This is a genomic window from Nocardia sp. IFM 10818 (assembly GCF_054655275.1).
This window is the reverse complement of sequence record NZ_BAAHJH010000001.1, coordinates 1,305,975-1,324,792: the sequence shown is the minus strand read 5'-3', so window position 1 is coordinate 1,324,792 and position 18,818 is coordinate 1,305,975. Positions and strand designations below refer to the sequence as shown.

General features: G+C 68.7%; 14 protein-coding genes. 7 read left to right on the top strand and 7 right to left on the bottom strand.

From position 1 onward, the window contains the following. Positions 1 to 8: 8 nt before the first annotated feature. Positions 9 to 617: a TetR/AcrR family transcriptional regulator gene (locus ACYQ5L_RS05740; RefSeq protein WP_459956031.1), complete on the bottom strand. Its 609-nt coding sequence runs from the start codon at positions 615 to 617 to the stop codon at positions 9 to 11. A gap of 313 nt (positions 618 to 930) precedes the next feature. On the opposite strand from ACYQ5L_RS05740, the gene ACYQ5L_RS05735 reads away from it, so the two are divergent. The 4 genes from ACYQ5L_RS05735 to ACYQ5L_RS05720 all read left to right on the top strand — a co-directional run bounded on the left by ACYQ5L_RS05735 (position 931) and on the right by ACYQ5L_RS05720 (position 7,982). Next, entirely contained in the window at positions 931 to 1,578 is a 648-nt protein-coding gene (locus tag ACYQ5L_RS05735) for an MspA family porin (RefSeq protein WP_459956029.1), read from the top strand. A gap of 134 nt (positions 1,579 to 1,712) precedes the next feature. Next, the gene (locus ACYQ5L_RS05730) at positions 1,713 to 5,888 is read left to right on the top strand and encodes a WD40 repeat domain-containing protein (RefSeq protein ID WP_459956027.1); all 4,176 of its coding nucleotides are present in this window, start codon (positions 1,713 to 1,715) and stop codon (positions 5,886 to 5,888) included. Positions 5,889 to 5,968: 80 nt separating this feature from the next. Continuing rightward, positions 5,969 to 7,792: a PspC domain-containing protein gene (locus ACYQ5L_RS05725; protein ID WP_459956025.1), complete on the top strand. Its 1,824-nt coding sequence runs from the start codon at positions 5,969 to 5,971 to the stop codon at positions 7,790 to 7,792. Beyond that, positions 7,785 to 7,982, top strand: coding sequence for a hypothetical protein (locus ACYQ5L_RS05720; protein ID WP_379201219.1), 198 nt, complete (start codon positions 7,785 to 7,787; stop codon positions 7,980 to 7,982). Before ACYQ5L_RS05725 ends, ACYQ5L_RS05720 begins: the two co-directional genes overlap by 8 nt. 281 nt (positions 7,983 to 8,263) lie before the next feature. Here ACYQ5L_RS05720 and guaA read toward each other — a convergent pair whose 3' ends face one another. Next, positions 8,264 to 9,862, bottom strand: a complete 1,599-nt coding sequence (guaA, locus tag ACYQ5L_RS05715; RefSeq protein ID WP_459956023.1) for a glutamine-hydrolyzing GMP synthase — start codon at positions 9,860 to 9,862, stop codon at positions 8,264 to 8,266. Between the two features lie 138 nt (positions 9,863 to 10,000). Here guaA and ACYQ5L_RS05710 point away from each other — a divergent pair, with 138 nt between their 5' ends. Then, positions 10,001 to 10,873: an alpha/beta fold hydrolase gene (locus ACYQ5L_RS05710; RefSeq protein WP_459956021.1), complete on the top strand. Its 873-nt coding sequence runs from the start codon at positions 10,001 to 10,003 to the stop codon at positions 10,871 to 10,873. A gap of 150 nt (positions 10,874 to 11,023) precedes the next feature. Here ACYQ5L_RS05710 and ACYQ5L_RS05705 read toward each other — a convergent pair whose 3' ends face one another. Further along, on the bottom strand, positions 11,024 to 12,157 hold the full coding sequence (locus ACYQ5L_RS05705; RefSeq protein ID WP_379201213.1) for a GuaB3 family IMP dehydrogenase-related protein: 1,134 nt from the start codon (positions 12,155 to 12,157) through the stop codon (positions 11,024 to 11,026). Positions 12,158 to 12,235: 78 nt separating this feature from the next. Beyond that, a complete protein-coding gene (gene guaB / locus ACYQ5L_RS05700; protein ID WP_379201212.1) occupies positions 12,236 to 13,780 on the bottom strand; it encodes an IMP dehydrogenase in 1,545 nt (514 codons plus the stop codon). Between the two features lie 332 nt (positions 13,781 to 14,112). On the opposite strand from guaB, the gene ACYQ5L_RS05695 reads away from it, so the two are divergent. Beyond that, positions 14,113 to 14,526 (top strand): DUF5319 domain-containing protein, encoded by a 414-nt coding sequence (locus tag ACYQ5L_RS05695; protein WP_029923780.1) that lies wholly within the window; start codon positions 14,113 to 14,115, stop codon positions 14,524 to 14,526. 222 nt (positions 14,527 to 14,748) lie between these two features. Here ACYQ5L_RS05695 and ACYQ5L_RS05690 read toward each other — a convergent pair whose 3' ends face one another. The 3 genes from ACYQ5L_RS05690 to ACYQ5L_RS05680 all read right to left on the bottom strand — a co-directional run bounded on the left by ACYQ5L_RS05690 (position 14,749) and on the right by ACYQ5L_RS05680 (position 17,521). Then, positions 14,749 to 15,876 carry an anti-sigma-D factor RsdA gene (locus ACYQ5L_RS05690; protein ID WP_459956018.1) on the bottom strand — a complete coding sequence of 376 codons (1,128 nt, stop codon included), beginning with the start codon at positions 15,874 to 15,876 and terminating at the stop codon, positions 14,749 to 14,751. Then, positions 15,869 to 16,450 (bottom strand): sigma-70 family RNA polymerase sigma factor, encoded by a 582-nt coding sequence (locus ACYQ5L_RS05685; RefSeq protein ID WP_067543959.1) that lies wholly within the window; start codon positions 16,448 to 16,450, stop codon positions 15,869 to 15,871. The genes ACYQ5L_RS05690 and ACYQ5L_RS05685 overlap by 8 nt, the downstream gene beginning before the upstream one ends. A 141-nt stretch (positions 16,451 to 16,591) precedes the next feature. Continuing rightward, positions 16,592 to 17,521, bottom strand: coding sequence for a hypothetical protein (locus tag ACYQ5L_RS05680; protein ID WP_459956016.1), 930 nt, complete (start codon positions 17,519 to 17,521; stop codon positions 16,592 to 16,594). Between the two features lie 610 nt (positions 17,522 to 18,131). Between ACYQ5L_RS05680 and ACYQ5L_RS05675 the strand changes: the two genes are divergently transcribed. Continuing rightward, positions 18,132 to 18,425, top strand: coding sequence for a WhiB family transcriptional regulator (locus ACYQ5L_RS05675; protein ID WP_067544211.1), 294 nt, complete (start codon positions 18,132 to 18,134; stop codon positions 18,423 to 18,425). Positions 18,426 to 18,818 lie beyond the last annotated feature (393 nt).

The window sequence follows — 18,818 nt, the reverse complement described above, 5'->3', positions numbered from 1 at the left end:
GCCGGGGATCACGGTCCGGTGCGGCGGAACTGCTCGAGCATCCGCCGCAAGACCGGAACCCGGTGCGTGCCGATCTCCGGATGCCGTTCGCGCAGGGGGCGCTGGAAGACCTCGCTGTCGAAGATGTCGGCGATCAGGAAGGTGAAGGCGACGAGGTCGTCGTCGGTGAGATCCAGTTCCCGGCCGACCACTTCGCGCGCCAGCTCGATCATGATCGGGCCGGTGTCGAGCATGGTCTGCTGCATCGCGTCGCGCAGGAACGGATCGGTGCGCGCGGCCATGGTGAGTTCCAGGATGGCGTTGTGCGCCGGGGTCCCGGCCGCCTCGCGCAGCGCCCGCAGACCGCGATCCAGATCGGTGCTCCCGGCCTCGCCCGCCACTCCGCGGAACCGCTCGGCGACGGTCTCGGTCTGCCGGCGCACGGCCTCGCGCGCGGTGGCGGCCATGAAATCGCTCATGGTAGGGAAGTGCCGGAACAGCGCGCCGTAGGACAGTCCGGCGCGCGCCGAGATGATCTTCACCGAGGCGCGTGCATACCCGATTTCGTCGATGGTCGCGATGCTCGCGTCGAGCAGTTTGGCAATGGTCGCCTCACGTCGTTCCCGCTGGGTCGGCACACCGGAACTGTACTGACTGGACAGCCGCCCAAGGTGTCGCGGCGAGTCCGCTTGTCCGGTCCGGACAGCGATCCGGTACCGGCGTGACCGGACCGGAAAACCGGCAAAACCCCTCCCCATCAGCGGATTCACCACGCTCCGTCCGCTTGCGCACTCGGCCGGACCCTGGCGCCGTCCCTACCTTTCTCATCGAGGCCGGCGCGCCTCACCCGGAGGACTCGGTCCGAAGGGGGGATCGAGTCCACCGGGGCAACAGCCCAACCGCGGCCGCTACCGCAGCGGCCCGCACCCAGGTTCGGGGAGGAACCAAGCCATGATCATCAAGACCGCTTTCGCCGCCGCCGTCACCGCGGCGGGTCTCATTGCCGGGGCGCCGTTGGCGGGGACCGCCAATGCCTGGGCGCTGGCACCGCACGAGAAGACGCTCGACGCGCCCAACGGCATGGTCGTCACCGTCGGCCACACCGCCAATGCGGCCCGCCCGGTCGCACCGCTCAACGGGATGCCCACCAGCCGGGAGGTGTACCTGGACAACACGTCCTACGGCGCCGTCACCGGCGGCACCGGGAAGATCCGCACCGGCTACTTCGTGGCCTGCGCCGTCGACCTGGACGTCACCTTCAGCATCGACGCCGATATCGGCATCGACGCCGGCGTGAATGTCGGTGTCGGCGTGGACATGACCGGCGTGACCCCGCTGGCCGGCGCCGACATCAGCCCCAGTTTCGGCGCGGGCATCGGCTTCGACCTGTCCATCGCCCCCGGCAAGATCACCGACATCAAGCTGTCGGAGAAGGAACTGCCTCCGGGCGGCACCGGCTACATCGTCGGCCGCGACTACCGACTCACCGTCGAGGGCTGCGGCGGCCCGCTGACGGTGCAGGCGTACACGATCATCGAGGCCACTTCCCCCGAGGCGGACGCGGCCGACTGGGTCATCGGCGACCCGATCGTCCTGTGATCGGCTCTCGCAGAGGACGTCTCGATGCCCAGCGGCGGCTGAGGTCGATCCTCAGCCGCCGCTTCGGCAATCCACAGGGGCGGCCGATAAGTTGTCCCCATGCCGGAGGGGATCGATCGCATACGGGGCAGAGCGTGACGGGGGACCTGACCACGGGGGAGCAAACCCGTTCACCGCGCGCGCTTTTCACCAATCGCTTCACCGAACTCTATGAAGCAGCGGGCAACCCGACCCTGCGCCGGGTCGCCGCGGCCGCCGAAACGCGCATGCGCGCCGCCCAGGGCACCCGCCCGGGCGGCGCGTCCGCCCAGCGCATCAGCGACTGGAAGGCGGGCCGAAATGTCCCGGCCCGCTTCGAATCCCTGCTCCCCGTCGTCCTCACCCTGGTGGACCTGGCCCGCAAATCCGGCCACCCGCTCACCCGCGAACTCGCCGAACCCAGGGAATGGCAACGCCTCTGGCATGCGGCCACCACCTGGACCCCGGAAGACGATGACGAAGCGGCCTGCCCCTACCTCGGCCTCAACTCCTACCGCCGGGAAAACCGCGACCTGTTCTTCGGCCGCACCCGCCCCACCGCCGAACTCACCGCCCTGGTCCGCGAAGCCACCGGCGTGCTCGTCGTGGTCGGAGCTTCAGGAGCCGGCAAGTCCTCGCTGCTGGCCGCGGGCCTCGCCCCCGCCTTCGCCGAGTGGGAGGTGATCGCCTTCACCCCGGGCAAGCACCCGCTGCAAGCTCTACGCGACGCGAGCGCGTCCACATCGGACCCGTTCACCCCGCAACTCGACACGACCACAAAACAACTGGCGCATCCCGCGCCGACCTCCACATCGCAACCGGCCGACCGACCGCAGCGGCCCACAATCAACCCCGAGCCGGATTCGAAGAACTCCGGCCCGCCGACACAGCGGGACGGGGCTGTGCCGGAGCGGGCGGTCGCAGCGCCCCCAACGCCTACAGACACGGCACTGGCCGCTCTGTCCCCACGTCCCGATCGCCCGCGCCGGCTCCTGATCATCGACCAGTTCGAAGAACTCTTCACCACCTGCGACAGCGAACGCGACCGCGAGGACTTCCTCACCGTCCTGGACCGCTGCGCCACCCGCACCGACGACCCGATCGCCGTGGTCATCGCCTTGCGCGCCGACTTCTACGCCCACTGCCTCAACTACCTGATCCTTCAAGACGCCCTCGAACACCGCAGCTACCTGCTCGGCCCGATGCGCATGGACGAACTGGCACAAGCGATCTCCGGCCCCGCCCGCGCCGTCGGCCTGGAGCTGGAGCCCGGCCTGGAGGAACTGGTGATCACCGAATTGTGCGGCGCCGGCGACCATCACGGCCGCCGCACCTACGACCCGGGCGCCCTCCCCCTGCTCTCCCACGTCATGGCCGCCACCTGGCAACACCGAGAAGGCCGCCGCCTCACCACCTCCGGCTACCGCAAGGCGGGCGGCGTCGTCGGCTCGGTCGCCGAAACCGCCGAATACGCCTGGAACGAACTGTCTCCCACCCAGCAGACCGCCGCCAAAGAGATCCTGCTCGGACTCGTCACGGCCGGTCAGGATTCCAAGGACACCCGCCGGACAGCCCAGCGCCCAGAGCTGCTGCGCCGCGCCGCCGATCCGGAAGACGCCACCGCCGCACTGGAATTGCTCGCCCGCACCCGGCTGGTCACCCTCGACGCCGACGCGGTAACCCTCACCCACGAAATCGTCCTCACCGCCTGGCCCCGCCTGCGCACCTGGATCGACGAGGACCGCGTCGGCTACCTGGTCCGCCAGCGCCTGGAAACCGACGCCGCAGAATGGGCTGCCCAGGACCGTGATTCCTCCCTCCTCTACCGCGGCACCCGCCTGCAGAACGCCCTCGAAAACGCCGAACCGCCACCGGTCGGCGACCTGGCCCGCGACTTCCTCGCCGCCTCGAAAACTGCCCGCGACCGCACTCGCCGCCGCTCCTCCCGTACCAAACTGATACTGGCACTGCTGGCTGTTGTCGTCGTCTCTCTCGGCTTCGCCGCCTACACCCAGACGCGGCTGGCCCAGCAGCAACGCGAGGACAAGAATTTCGCCGCCGTCCTCGCCGCCGCCGACCGGCTGCGGCACACGGATCCATCGCTGGCGGCCCAGTTGTATCTCGTCGCCCAGCGGCTTCGCCCCCACGACGAGGAGGTGGGCACTCGGCTGTTGCGAACGCAGGACATGCCGTTGATGCGTGCCAATCCTGGTCATGCGGCTGAAATCTCGCACCTGGCGTACCGGGCCGACGGCGTACTCGCATCGATCGACAGTGCCAACGAGCTTCGCCTGTGGAATGTCACCGACCCATACCGTCCGCAACAACTGGGCGTGCCGATCAGCGGAGTGAAGTATGTCGCGCTCAGCCCCGACGGCAGTTTGATGGCCACCGGGGCGTACAAGACGGACACCCGGATCTGGGATGTACGGGATCCGGCCGCTCCGCGCGAACTGGGAGTCCTGGCGGCACAGGACTCTTGGGGCCTGGTACAGGTGGCGTTCGTCGGCGACGGCCGCACGCTCGCCACGATGACCCCGACCCGCCTGACGCTGTGGAACCTGAGCAATCCCGGGCAACCGGTACCGGGCCCGCCGCACCAGTTCCACTGGGCAGAAACAACATCGGCACTCTCTCCGCGCTTCGCGGCCAGCCCTGATGGACGCCTCCTGGCCGCCGTTCACGCCGACAACGCCGGCGGGAACCTGTCGAATCACCGGGTGGAGCTCTTCGAAATCGGGGAGAACACCTCACCCAAGGCCATATCGCGTCTCGTCGGCAACGGGGCTTCGATCAGCACCCTGATGTTCAGCCCCGACAGCAAGACATTGGCTGTCGGCATCACAGGCGATATGCAGAGGTTCAACACCGGCAAGGGACTCGTCGAGCTCTGGGATATCGCCACACCCGTACGCCCGCGGAAGCTGGGAACACCACTCGACACCGGCTTTCCTTATACGAATTCGCTGGCATTCGATCCGAGCGGACGAGTGCTGGCCGTGGCCGGCAGCGAGGGAGTCTCCCTGTGGAGCGTCGTGGAACCCGAATCCCCAACCCTCATGACGAACGAATTGTCGGTCAGCACGTCGGCGTGCGGGGACGGTGAGACTGCCTATCCCTGCGCGGCTTTTTCCACCGCCGCGGTTTTCACCTCGGACGGCCGGACGCTGTTGGCCGGCGGTGGTGGTGGCGAGATTCGATCATGGTCGCTGGCGCCATCGACACTCACCGGGCACGCCGGGTCCATGGCCGTACCGGTCTTCGACGCCTCCGGCGATCGAATGGCGACGCAATCGGCGGATGGCCGGATCACGGTGTGGGACACCCGTAACCTGCAAACCCCCGATCGAATCGGCGAGTACCGGCTGCCGCCGGGCAGCTACCGGACGACGCTCTCTCCGGATGGACGCGCACTGCTGGTGATAACAGCGAATCGAACCGGCCTCGCCCTGATACTGAACCTGTCCGATCCAGCGCACATCCGCCCGCTGGCCGAGTGGTCCCTACCCCGCGACAGGTGGGGGGAAGCACAGATCAGCCCGGACTGGCAGCTGCTTGCCGCCATCGCGGAGGACGACACGCTGCTGCTGTGGGACATCTCGGACCGAACCCGCCCGGCGCCGATCGAAACCGGGCTGAAATTCTCCTCGCCCACCAGTCCCGACACCGATCTGAGTTTCGGCTCTGATAGCCGGACGCTGTTCGCACAGCAATGGGACTGGGCCTCCGGAACCGAGTGCACGCTCGTGGTCAGTCAGTGGGACCTCACCAACCCCGCCAGCCCGCGTAAACAGGGCGAGCTGCTGCGCCTATCCGGTTTCGAGCGGCCCGGACGGGTGGTGTTCTCCCCCGACCAGCGCACCATGCTGCTCATCAACCACGAGACCGTGCAGAGCTGGGACATCAGCGATCCGACGCGAGCGATCGCCCTCGGTGATCCGATCTCGCTCCACGCGCGGGGAGTGCTGTCGCTGGCCTTCACTCCCGACGCCCGGACACTGATGACATCGGACCTGGGCGGCACGGTACAGCTCTGGGACTTCTCGGACCGGGCGGCGCCGGAACGAATCGGCGCTCCGTTGCTCGAACCCGAGAACAGCTGGACCGTGACCTTCCACCCCAGCGGCCGCTCGGCCGCCGGCAGCAGTAGCTCGGCAGGTGCAATTCGCCTGTGGGACTTGGATGAACAGCATGCCGTCGACCGCATCTGCGCGATCACCGGCACTATGTGGACCGAGGAACGGTGGCGGCGCTACCTCCCGCAGCTCCCCTTCGATCCGCCCTGCAACTGATCCCTCACCCCCAACTTCAGGTGCCGATTCAGGGTGATCCCCGATGCGGTCGGGGAGCGCCCGCGGCCACGATGGAATCCATGACGAGAACGAGCGACGGGTCCACGGGCACCGGGCGTGCCAAGTTCGCGGATCAGGTGCATGACATGTGGCGGACGCGGCCGGTGAGGTTGCCGCAGCAGGGGCCGATCGCGGGTGTGGCCGCCGGGTTCGGGCGGCGGTACAACGTGGATCCGGTGCTGGTGCGGGTGGCGTTCGTGGTGTCGGCGCTGTTCGGCGGGGCCGGGATCGTGCTCTATCTGCTGGCGTGGCTGCTGTTGAGTCAGGAGGGGGATCAGACGTCGGCGGCGGAGTCCCTGTTCGGCAAGGGGCAGAGTTCGCAGCACTCGTCGAAGACCATCGTGCTCATGGTGGCGTTGGGGATCGCCGTGAGCACGATGGGACCGGTCGGGGTGGGGCTCGGCGGGTCGGGGGCGATCAGCATGGTGCTCATGCTGGCCGGGTGGTGGCTGCTGCACCAGCGGCAGCCGCAGCCGCCCGCCGGATATCTGGAGTACGCGGGTGACCCGATCGTCACGGGCTACCCGATCGCCAATTCGCCGTACTGGACCGGATATCCGGGCACCACCGCGCCGTTCGAGACCTACGGGCCCTACACCAAGCTGCCGGATCACTATGAGCCGGAACCGGACCCGCGGCACAACGCCGAGGCTCCGACGGAAGTGCTCGCGAAGCAGAGCGTCGCGCCTGCCGCCGAGCGGTCGACCGACGAGGCCACCAACGCCGGCGCTGCGGCGGGGTGGCAGGACACCGCGGTGTTGCGGGCCGAACCGCCTACCTTGCAGGATGTTCCGCCGGCGCACACCGACCCTGACACCCAGGAGACAGTCGTGCTGCACCAACCCGATGCAGCGGTGGACGACGCGGAACCCGTTGCGAGCGGCGATACCTCGCCCAGCTCGGCGGAACAGTCGAAGTCCACTCCGTCCTCGCTCGTCAAGAGCGAATCGACCCCTACGACCTCGCTTGTCAAGAGCGCGACCACCGCGGCCGCGCCGTCCACCGGCGCATCGTCACCGGATGCCGAGTCGCGTGCTACCGAAGCCGAGGACCTGGCCGAGCCCCGCGATCTCACCCCGCTGGCCGAGGAACCCCCTGCCCTGCATCGCATCCCGCCCACCGGCGAACGCCCGTACGCCGCCTACGGCCCGGCTCCGATCTCCCCGGAGTTCGGTCCCACCCCGCCCGGCTGGGATCCGCTGGGCGTGGCCCCGATGGCCTGGGATCTGCCCGAACCCGCCCCGGCCGCACCGCATCCGGTGCAGGCGCCCCCGCGCCGCCCGCGCTCGCGCTTCACCCCGGTGATCATCGGCTTCTCCCTGCTGGCCGCCGCGGCGGCCGGTGCGGTGGCGGCCTCGGGCGCGGAGTGGATGACCCCGGGCCGGATCGGCGCCGCCGCCCTGGCGGTGATCGGCCTCGGCCTGATCATCGGCGCCTTCCTGCGCCGCGGCTACGGGCTCATGGTGGTGCTGGCCCCGCTGGCCGGTTTCGTGATCCTGTCCTCGCTCATCGGTCCGATCGAATTCGATCGCGGCTCCATGGGTGACCGGGCCTGGGTAGCGAGTACCGCGAGCGAACTACAGCCCGCGTATCACGTGTCCATGGGCACCGGCACCCTCGATCTGAGCAACCTGAAACTGGACGCGGATCGCTCGGTCGAGCTCTCGGTGCGCATGGGCGATGCCCGCGTGCTGCTGCCGGCGGATCTGCGGGTGAACACCATCTGCAATGTGGGCATGGGTGATTCGAACTGCGTGAACGGCATGTCCGGTCCCGCCACCGGCCCCGTGCTGAACCTGACCGTGGACGTCCAGATGGGAACCGCCGAGGTGAACCGTGGCTGACAAGAAGACTCGCCGACCGTCCTTCTCCCTGCTCCTGGCCGGCCTGCTGGGCCTGGGTGTGAGCGTCTGGGCCTTCATCGGACCGTCCTGGCCGGTGTCGAGTGGACTGTCGCTCGGCTGGATCGTGGTGATCGCCGCCATCGTGGTCGGCATCGTCCTGGTCCTCTCCCCGCGCAAGCACAAGGAATAGCAACAGTCCGGGCATTTCACATGTGAGAGTCCGTGACCAATACGGGTAGAGGACGAGCCGGCATGCCGGCAGACCACCGGGAATGGTCGTCCGGCACAACGAGCGGGGCCGCGATCCGATACGGATCGCGGCCCCGCTTTCGTGAAGTGACAACTGATTTCGTCCGGTCCGGGTAACTCCGGGGGTACCCCAGAGTCGGTTCGGCACCCGACCGCTGGCACGGGTGCACGACGGACAACGGCACCCGGCCGCCCGCTAAAGTCGCGGGGAGGCGGAACAGCTCACTCCCATTCGATGGTCCCCGGCGGCTTGCTCGTCACGTCGAGCACCACGCGGTTGACCTCAGCCACCTCATTGGTGATGCGGGTGGAAATGCGCTCGAGCACCTCGTAGGGCAGGCGGGTCCAGTCGGCGGTCATGGCGTCCTCGGAGGACACCGGGCGCAGCACGATCGGATGCCCGTAGGTGCGGCCGTCGCCCTGCACGCCGACGCTGCGGACATCGGCCAGCAGCACCACCGGGCACTGCCAGATCTGCTTGTCGAGCCCGGCCGCGGTGAGCTCCTCACGCGCGATGGCATCGGCCTGGCGCAGCGTGGCCAGCCGGTCGGCGGTCACCTCGCCGACAATGCGAATGGCCAGGCCCGGGCCCGGGAACGGCTGGCGCGCAACGATTTCCTCGGGCAGCCCGAGCTCGCGGCCGACGGCGCGCACCTCGTCCTTGAACAGCAGGCGCAGCGGCTCGACGAGGGAGAACTCCAGATCGTCGGGCAGGCCGCCGACATTGTGGTGGCTCTTGATGTTCGCGGTGCCGGTGCCGCCGCCGGACTCGACCACATCGGGGTAGAGGGTGCCCTGCACCAGGTACTCGACCTTCGGCGCGGAGCCCGCGGAGCGCCCATCGGACGCCGCCTCGCCTTCCGCCTTCACGACCTCGGAGACCGCGTCCTCGAACGACCGGATGAACTCGCGGCCGATGATCTTGCGCTTCTCCTCCGGGTCGGTGACGCCCTTCAGCTCGCCGAGGAACTTGTCCACCGCGTCGACGGTCACCAGCTTGGCGCCGGTCGCGGCCACGAAATCGCGCTGCACCTGTTCGCGCTCACCCGCGCGCAGCAGCCCGTGGTCGACGAACACACAGGTCAGCCGATCGCCGATGGCGCGCTGCACCAGTGCCGCCGCCACCGCGGAGTCCACGCCGCCGGACAGGCCACAGATGGCGTGCCCGTCGCCGACCTGCTCGCGCACCTGCGCGATGAGCGCCTCGGCGATATTCGACGCCGTCCACGCGCCGGGAATGCCGGCGATCTCGTGCAGGAAGCGGCTCAGCACCTGCTGGCCGTGCGGCGAATGCAGCACCTCGGGGTGGTACTGCACACCCGCGAGCCGCCGCGCCCGATCCTCGAAGGCCGCGACGGGCGCGCCGGCGGAGGTCGCGGTGACCTCGAAGCCGGCGGGCGCGTCGGTGACGGCGTCGCCGTGGCTCATCCACACCGGCTGCCGGGTGGGCAGGCCGCCGTGCAGGATGCCGCCGTCCACGCTGAGTTCGGTGCGGCCGTATTCGCGGGTCCCGGTGTGCGCGACGGTGCCGCCGAGCGCCTGGGCCATGGCCTGGAAGCCGTAGCAGATACCGAAGACCGGCACCTCGAGATCGAACAGCCGCGGATCCAGCTGGGGCGCGCCCTCGGCGTACACGCTGGACGGTCCACCCGACAGAATCACCGCCTGCGGCTTCTTCTCGGCGATCTCCTCGACGGTGATCGTGTGCGGAACCACCTCGGAGTAGACGCTGGCCTCGCGCACCCGGCGCGCGATCAGCTGCGCGTATTGCGCACCGAAGTCGACAACAAGGACTGGTCGCTGGGTTTCTGCCACGCGCACAGTCTAGTGAGCGACCTGGAACACAACGGAGGTGGGACAAGCCTCGTAGGGCCCGGGTCGGCGGGTCGACTGACACACTCTGTGTGGTGGGTGGCAAAGCAGCTCGGTTTGTCACCCCGGCTGGCTATCCTCTATTTCGTGCCATTCGCCCACGCGATCGATGCCGAAGTCCACTACGAGGACTCTGGAGGCAACGGTCCGGTGGTCTTGCTGGGGCACGAATTCCTCATGGACCGAACAATGTTCGCATCGCAGCTGGCTTCGCTGACCCCGGAGTTCCGGCTGGTGCCCTGGGATGCGCGCGGGCACGGCAAGACTCGGGACAAGGGTCTGCCCTTCACCTTCTGGACCTGCGCGCGCGACGCGCTGGCCGTGCTGGATCAGCTCGGTGTGGAACGTGCCGTGGCGGGCGGGATTTCGCAGGGCGGATATATCGCGCTGCGCACCGCGCTGCTGGCCCCGGAACGCATTGCGGCACTGGTGCTCATCAGCACCGAGGCGCGGGAGCCGACGCCGGGGGAACTCGGCAATGCGCGCCGCTTCCTGGACAAGTGGTACGAGAACGCGCAGCGCGGGCCCCTGGCCGAACATCTGGCGCACTGGCTGATCGGCGCGGACGACTGGTACCGCAGCGTCTGGGTGAAGCGCTGGCTGGCCCGCGATCCCAGTACCACCGAGGTGGCGGCGGGCGCCCTGCTGGGCCGCGATTCGCTGCTCGACCGACTACCCGAAATCACTTGCCCCGCACTGGTCATCCACCCGACCCACAGCACGGTCCCGCGCGCCCTGGCCCGTGAACTCGCCGACCGCCTCCCCGACTCCCGCTACCTGGAAATCGAGGGCGCCCGCCAGACCGCCAATATGACCCACCCGGTCGCCGTGAACGCCGCCATCCGCGAATTCCTGCGCGAGCCAGCCGTTTCCCGCGCCCTGGGAGGCTCCTCCGCCTCGCTCCCCCGCCTCGCTCCCCCGCCTCCCCGGACATTCAGCGCCCGGCTGGAGAGTCGTTGACCGGTGGGCACGCGTGCCGGCGGTCGGGTGCCACACCGACTTTGGGGGTACCTCAGGAGTCACCCGGACCGTACGAAATCAGTTGTCGCCTTTGCATAAGCAACGGGTCCGGCACCCCCAGGTGGAGCACCGGACCCGTCTGAGGGCGGCTCAGGCGCGGATGTTGAGTCCGACCTTCTGGAATTCCTTCAGGTCGCAGTAGCCGGTCTTGGCCATCGAGCGGCGCAGGCCGCCAACCAGGTTCAGCGAGCCGAACGGGTCGTTGGACGGGCCGTTGAGGACCTGCTCCAGCGGCACGCGCTCCTCGTCGATGCCGTAGGGCAGCACCGCGCCGCGCGGCACCGACGGGTGCGCGGCGGCCGACGGCCAGTACCAGCCCTGACCCGGCGCCTCGGCGGCGAGGGTGAGCGGCACGCCCAGCATGACCGCGTCCGCACCGCAGGCGATGGCCTTGGCGATGTGGCCCGAGGTCAGGATGTCGCCGTCGGCGATGACGTGCACGTAGCGGCCGCCGGTCTCGTCCAGGTAGTCCCGGCGCGCGGCCGCGGCGTCGGCGATGGCGGTGGCCATGGGCACGCCGATGCCGAGCACCTCACCGGTGGTGGTAGCGCCCTGCAGCGAGCCGTAGCCGACGATGACGCCGGCCGCGCCGGTGCGCATCAGGTGCAGCGCGGTGCGGTGGTCGGACACGCCGCCCGCCACCACCGGCACATCCAGTTCGGCGATGAAGGTCTTGAGGTTCAACGGCTCCCCGTCGCCCACGTGCTCGGCGGAGATGATGGTGCCGTGGATGACCAGCAGGTCGATCCCGGCCTGCACCAGGCTCGGGGTGAGCGCGCGGGCGTTCTGCGGGCTGACCCGCACCGCGGTGGTGACACCGGCGGCCCGCACCTCGGCGACCGCGGCGGCGAGCAGGTCGGCCTTCATGGGCGCGGCGTGCAGCTCCTGCAGCAGCGCGACGGCGGCCTCGGTGCCCTCCTTCTCCGCGACCTCGGTCAGCTGCTGGATCTTGGACTCGACATCGGCGTGCCGCGCCCACAGCCCCTCACCATTGATGACGCCGAGCCCGCCGGCCTTGCCCAGTTCGATGGCGAACTTCGGCGATACCAGCGCGTCGGTGGGGTGAGCCAGGAACGGAATCTCGAAACGGTAGGCGTCCAGCTGCCATCCGAGCGACACCTGCTTGGACGAACGAGTCCGCCGCGACGGGACGATATCGATATCGTCCAATTCGTAAGTGCGCCGGGCGGTCCGGCCCATGCCGATCTCGACCATGTCCCGCATTGGTTGTCCGTTCCTTTCTGGGTTCGATTGCCGCGCAGGCCGGATCGCGCCCACGGGCGGCGATCCGGCGGCAGGCGACTACGAACGGGTGGTGTAGTTGGGAGCCTCGACGGTCATGGTGATGTCGTGCGGGTGCGACTCCTTGAGACCCGCCGCCGTGATCTGCACGAACTGCGCCGCCTGCAGATGCGGAATGTTCTGCGACCCGGTGTAACCCATGGCCGCGCGCAGACCGCCCACCAGCTGGTGGATCACCTGATCCAGCGGACCGCGGAACGGCACCCGGCCTTCGATGCCCTCGGGCACCAGCTTCTTCTCCGAGAGCACGTCGTCCTGGAAGTAGCGATCCTTGGAGTAGGACTTGGCCTCGCCGCGACCCTGCATGGCGCCCAGCGAGCCCATACCGCGGTAGGACTTGAACTGCTTGCCGCCCACCAGGATCAGCTCGCCCGGGGATTCGGCGGTGCCCGCCAGCAGCGAGCCGAGCATGACGGTGGAGGCGCCGGCCGCGATGGCCTTGGCGATATCGCCGGAGTACTGCACGCCGCCGTCGGCGATGACCGGCACGCCGTGCGGGGCGCAGGCGGCATTGGCCTCGAGAATGGCGGTGATCTGCGGCGCGCCGACACCGGCCACCACGCGGGTGGTACAGATGGAGCCGGGGCCCACGCCCACCTTCACCGCGTCCACGCCGGCCTCGACCAGCGCGGCCGCGCCGGCGCGGGTGGCGACATTGCCGCCGATGATCTGCACCCGGTCGCCGACCTCGGCCTTGACCTTGGACACCATCTGCAGCACGCCGGCCTGATGCCCGTGCGCGGTGTCCACGACCAGCACGTCGACGCCCACGTCCGCGAGGGTCATGGCGCGCACCCACGCGTCCTCGCCGACACCGACGGCCGCGCCCACGAGCAGTCGCCCGTCGCGGTCCTTGGTGGCGTTCGGGTACTGCTCGGTCTTGACGAAGTCCTTGACCGTGATCAGCCCGCGCAGCTTGCCGTTGCCGTCCACGATGGGCAGCTTCTCCACCTTGTGGCGGCGCAGCAGACCCAGCGCGGCCTCGGCGGTGACGCCCTCCTGGGCGGTGATCAGCGGCGCCTTGGTCATGACCTCGGCGACCTTGCGGTTCTGATCCACCTCGAAGCGCATATCGCGGTTGGTGATGATGCCCACCAACGTGCCGGTCTCGTCGACCACCGGCAGACCGGAGATGCGGTAGCGCGCGCACATGGCGTCGACCTCGGCGAGGGTGGCCGAGGGCAGACAGGTCACCGGATCGGTCACCATGCCCGCCTCGGAACGCTTGACGGTCTCGGCCTGCGCGGCCTGATCGGCGACCGACAGATTGCGGTGCAGCACACCCATACCGCCCGCGCGCGCCATGGCGATGGCCATGCGCGCCTCGGTGACGGTATCCATGGCGGAGCTCACCAGCGGCGTGCGCAGCGAGATCTCGCGAGTCAGACGGCTGGAGGTGTCGACCGAACTCGGGATCAGATCCGAGGCGGCGGGCAACAGCAGCACATCGTCGAAGGTGAGGCCGAGCATGGCGATCTTGTTCGGATCGTCTCCACCCGTATGGGGGCGGCCCGGGTTTCGTTCGCCCGTCACGGGACTGCTCATCGGATCGACCCCTCCTGGAGCTAGGCAGCGTCCCCCGGACCTGCACCGGCGGACGCGTGGATGAAATGGCAATGCCGGCGATTACTACCCGGCCTTTGGTCAACCATGGTATCGGTCCCCCAATTCCGGATGGCACCCGCGCCCGGGGACCCCCGACGGCCGAGAACAGTTACTGTGCGCGCCATCACGAGTGGTACGCGACACGGCTTCCGTGACACGAGTGTCCCCGGTCACCGGCCGGACCGCCCCGAACTCGAAATCGACACAGCGAAGTAGGGGCAAATACCTATCAGCGCTGGCGCAGAACCCCTCTTTCTGCGTACCGTGGGACTGTGCGTGACCATCTACCACCTGGCTTGCCGCCGGATCCATTCGCCGGAGACCCCTCCGACCCGTCGGCCGCGCTCGATGCCATCGAGCCGGGGGAACCGCTGGATCCTCATGAGCGCCTAGCGGTCGAGGAGGATCTCGCCGACCTCGCGGTGTACGAGGCACTGCTGGCCCACCGCGGTATCCGCGGTCTCGTGGTCAGCTGCGAGGACTGCCGGCAGGATCACTACCACGATTGGGATATGTTGCGCGCCAACCTCCTCCAGCTATTGGTGGACGGCACGGTGCGCCCGCACGAACCCGCCTACGATCCGACCCCCGAGGCGTACGTCACTTGGGACTACTGCCGCGGCTACGCCGACGCGTCGATGAACGAGGCGCTGCACGGCGACGGATTCGACGGATTCGACGTCTGATTCGCAGCGGTACCCGAAGCCGGCCCGCGGGTTCGCGGCCGCGCGCCGTCCGGCACAGACGGCGCTCATACGAACAGGGCCTGCGTCCCTGAGGAACGCAGGCCCTTTGTCCGCTCAGAAGCCGACAGCCCATCCAGGAAACCGGCAGCCCATCGAAAAAGCCGACCAGGGGCCGGCTATCGATTCACGCGTGTAGCTGCTCGCTCACCACCGGGTGTGCGCTCACCGCGTACCTCCGGGGATCGGCAGGGTCGGCACCACCGCGCCGCCAGTGGGCACCGTGTTCTGCGTCGGCACCACCGGCGCCGTCGGATCGAAGGTGGGCTCGGTGATCTGACCGCCACCCGGGGGCACTGTGCCGCCGGGGTTGCCCGGCTGCGGCAGTGCCGCCGTGGTGGTCGTGACCCCACCGCCATTGGTCGGCGCCGTGGACGGCTCCACACCCGGTTCGGTCGTCGGCTGCGTCGGAACGCTCGGCCCCGTCGTCGGACCGGTGGCCGGATCCTCGGTCGGCTCCTGCGACTGCAGGATCCGCGGATCGACCGTGGTCGTGTCGCCGCTGCCGCCGCCGGTGTTCGGATCCGTCGTCGGGCCGGTGGTGACATCCGGCTTGGTGGTCACCTGCGGCTGCGTCGTCACCGGCTTGTCCGTGGTGCTCGGCACCAGCGTGGCGGCCACCTCCGGCGCGACCTGCTGCAGCTGCGTCACCAGTTGCTGCCAGCGCTCCAGCAGATCGTCCTTCTTACCGGCGTCATTGACCTGGCTGGCATTCGCCGAGGCGTTTTCCAGCACCTGCGCGGCCTGTTCCGGCTTGCCCTGCTGGATGAGCTGCTGCGCCTGCGCCATATCGGCGTCGGCCCGCTGCACCACCGTGGCCTGGGCCTGCTCGCTGAACACGACCTCCTTGAGGTTCCACAGCGCGTCACCGGGTTCGGCGCCGTAGGAGAAGGCGGTCAAGCCACCTATGGCGAGAGCCAGCGTCGCCGCCGCGCCGAGCAGAGGGCGCACCAGCCGTAGTCGCCCGCTGCTCCGGGCGCTGATCCGCGCCTGCCGCATTCCTACTTCTTGATTGACCGCTGCGACGATGGTGTCCAGGTCCGGGCCGGCCGGCATCGGCTCGGCCAAGATCTCCGCACGCCAGTCCGCGAGCAGAGCCGCGAGCTGGTATTCCTCGGCGGTCCCCGTCTGCACGGGGCCGTCGCCGGCTATGGCATCGATCAGCGCGTCATCACGACGCACCGCCGCAATGTCCACCGGCCCGGTGTCACCGGACGCCTCGGCGTAGGGACCGCTGTTCTGCGATCCAAGCCGCTTCCAGTCGCCCCGACCGCGCTCGCCATCCCTAGCCATACATTTCACCTGCCCTCGCCACTTGAGACTTGAGTTTCGCGAGTGCCCGGTGCTGGGCGACTCGTATAGCACCCGCCGTACTGCCCACGGCGACTGCGGTTTCTTCGGCTGACAAACCCATGACCAAGCGCAGGATGAGGATCTCTCGATGCTTCTCCGGCAAGGTCGCCAGCAGACTGTTCATCTGGCGACTGGTTTCGCTTTCGAGAGCCCGCTGTTCCGGCCCCTGGTCGGTGGATATGACGTCCGGTACTTCGGCCATCGCATCCGCTTTGTTACGGGCGGCGTTGCGATGAGCGTCGGCGACTTTGTGGGAAGCGATGCCGTACACGAACGCCATGAACGGTCGGCCCTGGTCCTGGTATCGGGGGAGGGCTGTCATGACGGCCAGACATACCTCCTGCGCGACGTCGTCCGCGGAGAGCTGACCCCGCTCGGCCGATCCGATGCGCGCACGGCAATACCGCACCACAAGGGGGCGGATGCTCTCCAGTACCTGGGAGAGAGCAGACCGGTCGCCCTGCGCTGCGGCAGCGACGACGGCTGGGTCCAACTCCTCACCCGTGTTGTTCATCGTCAGAGCTGTTCCTGGCGTTACGAGTGGCACGGCGGCGAGAGGGCGCGTGCTTCCGCGGAGGGGCGGAACGGTCCCAACAATAGCGGCTGTCGCATCCACGCCAGCTGTTACGGGGGGACTCAGAGAGGACGCGAGAAGCTAGGCCGCCGAACGGAATCGCCCGCCCCGGGCCGCCAGCAAATCCGCGCACGCGGCGGCCTCGGCGGCGTGTCCCCCGGCCGGGTCCACGCCGGAACGCAACATCGCACACGCCCAGCGCAGGGGAAGCAGCTCGAAATCCCGGCATTCCGTGGCGGTTTTTCCGGCCAGGGCGCGGGAGCGATCGAGGTCTCCGGCGGCCGCGCAGGCGGCGGCGACCAGTAGCTGAGATTTAACTCGATGGCGGATCGAAGGCCCCGCCTCGGCCAGCGCCAGCGCCGCCTCGGCATGCGCGAGCGCGGGATCGCCGGGAGTGTGCGCGGCCGCGGAGCGCCCCGGAATCGAGCCGTCCGGTCCGGGCGGGGAGATCAAACCGGCGCCCGGGGCCGCCAGCGCCGTCTCGGCAGCCACCCAGTGCAGCCGGATGCGCTGCCGCCAAGCGCCCTCGACACCGATTGCCGAGGAATCCAGGAGGGCGCCGCAACGGCCGAGCAGCCGGGCGGCAAGTTCCGGGCGCTCGGTGCCGAGCGCATCGGCGGCGAGGCCGGTCAACGCATCGCAAATCGCTTCGACGCGCGCGGCCTCGGCGACGGGATCGGTCAACGGGCGGGAGGCGGTCGCGGCGGCGGGCACCACGAGGGCGGCGGCGCGGCCGTCCGCGACGGCGGCGCGGGCGTGCCAGCCCAGCTGCCGCAGCAGCGATCCGGCGGTGCTGTGCGCGAGCGAGCGCAGGATCGGATCGGTGGTGCGGCGCTGGGTGCGGGTGAGCTCGGCCCGCGCGGCGGCATAGTGCCCGACTCCGCCGAGGGCGACGGCCCGCAGCCAGGATTCGGTGGCGCCGGCGGCGCTCGGCAACCCGATGGCAGCGCGGCCCGGGGTGGGGCCGAAGGCGGTATCGGCGAGCACGGAGTTCACTTCGAGCACAGGCACCGCCGCACTGTAACCAGCCCGGCGCGGGCCGGCGGCATCCGCCATAGCACAGAAGTACAGCTACCTTTCAGCATTCACGGTCTTATTTGTGTTTCCACTCCGTAAATCTGTCCTCGCTACCCCTTAGCACGTGCGTTAGGAATTCGTATGGCGTTTCGCGCTATTAACCTGAGCGCCTCGAGTAGGCCATCTCGACCGTGGCCACCGACCCTACCGCATTGCTCGAGATCACTCGTATCGCTACTCGTGCATAGCTTGGATTGCTCGCATTCGCGACTGAAAAGCGGCGACTACCAGCCGTTTTGACAAGTCGGATGGGCTATCAGAGCCTCCTCCGTCGACTGGGCAACCGATCAGTATCCCCAGACGCGGGCCATCTTGTAAATAGAGAGGATGTAAATTCTCAAATGCGCTGGAATTTGAATCCGTACGAACGAAGCTATTGACTCGATTTCGTTGTCCGACCTAACGTACGACATCGCCGTCATCGGCGCCGCTCGAAATTGCGGAGCCGGCGAAGTGCGATCGCCACGCACCGGCGATGCGGCCCACTGTTTGCCACCAGCACCGCTCGACAATGCCGACGAGCTCGCACCATGAGGAGTTCACCATGCCCATGCCGACCCACCTCCCTGGTCCGAACGCCGATGTCTGGGATTGGCAGATGCGCGGGTCCTGCCGCGGTCAGGACTCGTCGGTCTTCTTCCACCCGGACGGCGAGCGCGGCCGCGCCCGCTCCCAGCGCGAGATGCGCGCCAAGGAGATCTGCCGGCAGTGCCCGGTACTGCTGCAGTGCCGTTCGCACGCCCTGAAGGTGAGTGAGCCCTACGGAATTTGGGGCGGTATGTCGGAGACCGAGCGCGAGATGCACGCCCGCCGCAATCGCCGCCGCGTGGTCGCCTGATCCGGAGCGCCTGTGACGGGTGCGCACCAACGGTGCGGACGAGGCGCACGAGGACCATCAGCGCAGACCACAGCGGTGCGAGCGCAAGATTTTTCCCATCCGCGCGGCGCGGCGCGCCGAATGCCTAGCAAACAACCGGCCACTGCTCCGGCGGGGGTCGATTGCGGCACTCTCACGGTTGCGGAGTGCGGCACAGCAACGCTCGCAAGACCCGGCGTGTCTCGGCGTGTCCCCAAAAGGGCGCAAAACTCCGAGTCCGTACAAATCGGAAATCCACTGCGCGACAATCGCTTTGCCGATACCCCCACCCGAAAGGAGGTAATAGCGGCAGGCTACCCTCGTGGCCGATGACACAGAACGGAGCGTTGTGACAACGCGGCCGCCGGCCGCAGA